Origin of the sequence: Tumebacillus sp. BK434 (genome assembly GCF_004340785.1) — a bacterium.
In the GTDB taxonomy this organism is placed as follows: Bacteria; Bacillota; Bacilli; order Tumebacillales; family Tumebacillaceae; genus Tumebacillus_A.
The window spans coordinates 1-3,941 of the sequence record NZ_SLXS01000021.1; the positions used below are offsets into that span (position 1 = coordinate 1).

At 51.2% G+C, this 3,941-nt stretch carries 3 protein-coding genes, 6 tRNA genes, 1 rRNA gene and 1 pseudogene; 3 read left to right on the forward strand and 8 right to left on the reverse strand.

The window, feature by feature from the left end; genetic code table 11:
• Positions 1 to 451 precede the first annotated feature (451 nt).
• The 3 genes from EV586_RS20390 to EV586_RS20400 all read right to left on the reverse strand — a co-directional run bounded on the left by EV586_RS20390 (position 452) and on the right by EV586_RS20400 (position 709).
• Positions 452 to 528, reverse strand: a tRNA-Pro gene (locus EV586_RS20390).
• A 5-nt stretch (positions 529 to 533) separates the two neighbouring features.
• A tRNA-Arg gene (locus EV586_RS20395) sits at positions 534 to 610 on the reverse strand.
• Positions 611 to 633: 23 nt separating this feature from the next.
• Positions 634 to 709 (reverse strand) — tRNA-Lys (locus EV586_RS20400).
• A gap of 251 nt (positions 710 to 960) precedes the next feature.
• Between EV586_RS20400 and EV586_RS20405 the strand changes: the two genes are divergently transcribed.
• From EV586_RS20405 to EV586_RS20415, 3 genes are read left to right on the forward strand one after another with little or no spacing between them, the layout of a single operon-like run.
• Positions 961 to 1,917 (forward strand): ParA family protein, encoded by a 957-nt coding sequence (locus EV586_RS20405; protein WP_132946907.1) that lies wholly within the window; start codon positions 961 to 963, stop codon positions 1,915 to 1,917.
• Positions 1,914 to 2,351: a hypothetical protein gene (locus EV586_RS20410; protein ID WP_132946908.1), complete on the forward strand. Its 438-nt coding sequence runs from the start codon at positions 1,914 to 1,916 to the stop codon at positions 2,349 to 2,351. The genes EV586_RS20405 and EV586_RS20410 overlap by 4 nt, the downstream gene beginning before the upstream one ends.
• Positions 2,352 to 2,364: 13 nt before the next feature.
• The gene (locus tag EV586_RS20415; protein WP_165898730.1) at positions 2,365 to 2,961 is read left to right on the forward strand and encodes a DUF4062 domain-containing protein; all 597 of its coding nucleotides are present in this window, start codon (positions 2,365 to 2,367) and stop codon (positions 2,959 to 2,961) included.
• Positions 2,962 to 3,093: 132 nt separating this feature from the next.
• Here EV586_RS20415 and EV586_RS20420 read toward each other — a convergent pair.
• From EV586_RS20420 to rrf, 5 genes and pseudogenes are all read right to left on the reverse strand, one after another.
• Positions 3,094 to 3,170, reverse strand: a tRNA-Pro gene (locus EV586_RS20420).
• A gap of 10 nt (positions 3,171 to 3,180) precedes the next feature.
• Positions 3,181 to 3,256: transfer RNA gene (locus EV586_RS20425), tRNA-His, on the reverse strand.
• Between the two features lie 6 nt (positions 3,257 to 3,262).
• Positions 3,263 to 3,338, reverse strand: a tRNA-Trp gene (locus EV586_RS20430).
• A gap of 146 nt (positions 3,339 to 3,484) precedes the next feature.
• Positions 3,485 to 3,621 (reverse strand): annotated as a pseudogene (locus tag EV586_RS21535) (hypothetical protein); the annotation flags it as partial.
• Positions 3,622 to 3,850: 229 nt separating this feature from the next.
• A 5S ribosomal RNA gene (rrf, locus tag EV586_RS20435) occupies positions 3,851 to 3,941 on the reverse strand; the annotation flags it as partial.

Sequence of the window (3,941 nt, forward strand, 5' to 3'; positions counted from 1 at the left end):
TGAGCCAGGATCAAACTCTCAATAAAAGTTGAAAAGCTTGTATCTTGACTCGTATCTCATCTCTGTAACACTCGTTTAGTTTTCAAGGATCAAGAACAGGATGTTCATTGTCCAGCGTTGCGACAGGACGTCGCGTTCTTAGCTGGGCTACCATCACCGCGTGTCTCTCGCGGCGACGCATATTAACTTACCATATCGAATATCCGAAAGTCAACTGGTAAGTTTTCTTTTTTCAGCACCGCATCTCGCGGCGACAAGAGCTATCTTAGCACGCGGCCAGCATCCGCTCAACCGTCAAACCGGAACAAATCCGGCCAACTTGCAAACTTCTAACGAAGCAGCCGCAGCCACTCTACATGTTTCTCGATTTTCCTCCATCCCCTCTACAAACAGCATACACAAAAAAGCGCGGCCAGGCTCTTATACAAGAACCTGACCGCGCTTGATCAGTTGGTCGGAATGCAGGGATTCGAACCCTGGACCTCACGCTCCCGAAGCGTGCGCGCTACCAAGCTGCGCTACATTCCGCTAAATGGCGTGCCCTAAGAGATTCGAACTCCTGGCCTTTTGATTCGTAGTCAAACGCTCTATCCGGCTGAGCTAAGGGCACCTATAAAGTTGAAAGAAAAACAGTGGTGAGCCATGAAGGACTCGAACCTTCGACCCACTGATTAAAAGTCAGTTGCTCTACCAACTGAGCTAATGGCTCACATACAGGAAGCGGGGTGTCCCCCGTTGCGACAGGACTTATCTTAACACGCGTTTCAGAATCACTCAATACTAACTTTGCAGCAAACTGAAACAAACTCATACAATTTGTGCCCGATGATCCATTTACCCCTCCCATTCACCACCATTCTCGCTCTTTCGACTTTCACATTGAGAAGCAGATATATTTGTCCCACGCACTCGAATACATATCTAACAGCATTTGGCTTAGACGAAAGCGAGGGCCTCTCCATGTCAGCGATTATCACCAGCATTATCAACTGGAAGGGCGGCGTCGGCAAGACGACGCTTGCGCATCACCTCGGAACCGGGCTCACCTACCGCAGGAAAAGGACATTGCTGGTCGACCTCGACCCCCAATGCAACCTCTCCTATCTCTCCGTGGGAGCAGCCAACCATCTACAGTTGGTCCGCCAAGGCACCCCTACCATTCACACCGTTTTTGACAGCTTCTTCAAACACCAGGCCTCATCGCCTCAGGACATCATCTTAAAACAGATGGTCACCTCCTCCAAAGACCATGTTTTCAACCACGCCGACCTGATTCTTTCCCATCAGGACCTCACGATGTACGACATAAAATTATCTGCCCACAAGAGTGCGGCACCCGATAGTTTCGAAGAGCATAGTCAGTTGCAGTTAGAAAAAGTCGCGATCTTAAAAAATTTCCTCCGACAGATTCGCGACCGCTACGATTATATATTTATCGATTGCCCGGCCAGTTTACACCTCATCACGCAAAATGCCATTTTCGCAAGCGATTACTACATCGTCCCGACCAAACCTGACCACCTGTCGACGATCGGTCTCTCCGGCATACGCAAGATCATCGACAAATTCAACCGTCAGTTTGCCAGCCTCTGTGCCTATGAAAATCCACCCGCCTCCTACACACCTGCTCAATTAGCAGGTGTGGTCTTCAATATGGTGCATGAAAATCACAAAGGACTGCCCAAAAGCGCTCATCAGCATTACATCAACCAGATGCGAAATCAAGACCACAGCTCCGTGTTTGACCAATACATGATCGAATGCGACGACATTTCCGAAGCGGCCCTCAAACACCAGCCCATCTACCCCTTGAGCAAACAGCGCAATGCGCCGAAAAAGACGGTCAAGCAGGTGGAGTACCTGCATCATATTCTGACAGAATTTATGATTCGAGTCCGCGAGGAGGTACCGGTATGAGAACTCCATCAGCAGCCGCCCTTTTTGAGCAAGCCGGCCGCCTGTTTGCCAAACTGCCAGACAGGGACGTCCTAAGTGCACTTCGCTATCTGGAGCAACTCGTCGATGCCGATCAAGCTCCTAGTGCAGAATCGACAAAAGGCACAGAAACAGCAGCATCAACAAAATCAATCTCCCGCTCACAGCAGCCCGACTCGCCCCACATATCAACCCTCCCGCTTTCGGCCAAACTGGCAGGAACCACTCTGGAAGAGCTGGAAGCCTTCATCCGCACCTCTCCCTCACTGCGAACCAAAAATCAGCTTGGGACGCTGGCCACAGAACTAGGGCTGCCCGTCACCACCCGTCACACCAAAGAAAAACTGATTCAAGCGATCCTGACCCACTATGAAATGCAATATACACACACCTTGATGCGCACGAGTCAAACATAGGAGGGGCATGACCATGGCAAATCCGAAAGTATTTATCAGCTCTACCTTTTACGATTTGCATCAAGTTCGCAAAGATGTCGCCGTCTTCATTCAGGAGTATGGGTTCGACCACATTCTGTTCGAGGACGGACAGATTCCGTACGGCGCCTTCCACGCACCTGCCGAATCTTGTTACGAAGAAGTCGACCTGTGCGACATTCTGATCTCCATCATCGGCGGCCGCCTTGGTTCATCGTCCGCCCAATCGCCTTACTCCGTCTCGCAGGCCGAATTGCGCCGCGCTCTGGAAAAAGGTAAACAGGTCTACATCTTCATCGCCAAATCCGTACACACAGAATACGAGACGTATAAAGTGAACAAGGATAACAACTTCGTCATGCGATTTGCAGACGATCCCCAAGTCTATGAATTTTTGTCCGAGCTGTATGATCGTCCGAAAAACAACGCGATCTTCTCGTTCGAGACCTCGCAGGATATGATCAACATCCTTCGCAAGCAATGGGCCGGACTGTTCCACCGCTTGCTGTCCAATCAACAGCGGGAAGCATTTCCTCAAACTGCCGGACATCCCGCTTTTGAAAAAATTCGCTCGTTGCTGTCGGGTTGCTGATCGATCCTCAAAGTTGGACGGATCCTATGATCTCCCTAGAGCTTTACACGCTGGAAGAGCATAAAAAATCAATGATATAAAAAAAGCGCAGTCAGGCTCTTGAAAAAGAACCTGACTGCGCTTGATCAGTTATGGTCGGAATGCAGGGATTCGAACCCTGGACCTCACGCTCCCGAAGCGTGCGCGCTACCAAGCTGCGCTACATTCCGTTGTTAAAGATGGGGCGATCGAGGGGAATCGAACCCCCGAGTGCCAGAGCCACAATCTGGTGCGTTAACCACTTCGCCACGACCGCCATCTTTGGCAGGGGCAGTAGGACTCGAACCCACGACATCCGGTTTTGGAGACCGACGTTCTACCAACTGAACTATACCCCTGTGTGAATCGTTTTCGTTTCGCTCACCGCATCTCTTGCGGCGACAGGACTTATCTTATCACGTCTCTCGCAATCACTCAATAGGAAGTCTCAAACAAAACGAAACAAATTCACTTCATCCAACCAGCCTCACCGTTGCCAAGCTGCTCATGCTGCTCCATTCGCCAAAAAGCGCAGGAACCCGCCTACCGAGTGAATTACCTGGACCGCCCCCACTCCGCCTCATCACTAGCCAAAAAGCGCACCAGACGCGCCGCATCCTGCTGCCGGCCGACTCGTCCCATCTGCAGCCAGCAGCAGCGCTTTCAGGTCGGACAAAAAAAGCCCGAACCATAATGGTTCGGGCTTCTGTTGCCTAGCGACGTCCTACTCTCCCAGGACCCTGCGGTCCAAGTACCAGACCTCCGCTATCGCTTCGGTGGTTCTCCGCTCCGCTGCGAACGCGGCACTGTTTCTATATTCTCGCCAAACATGAAAAAGACCCAATCTCATAAGATCGGGCCTTTCTCTATTGCCTAGCGACGTCCTACTCTCCCAGGACCCTGCGGTCCAAGTACCATCGGCTCTGCAGAGCTTAACTTCTGTGTTCGGGATGGGAACAGGT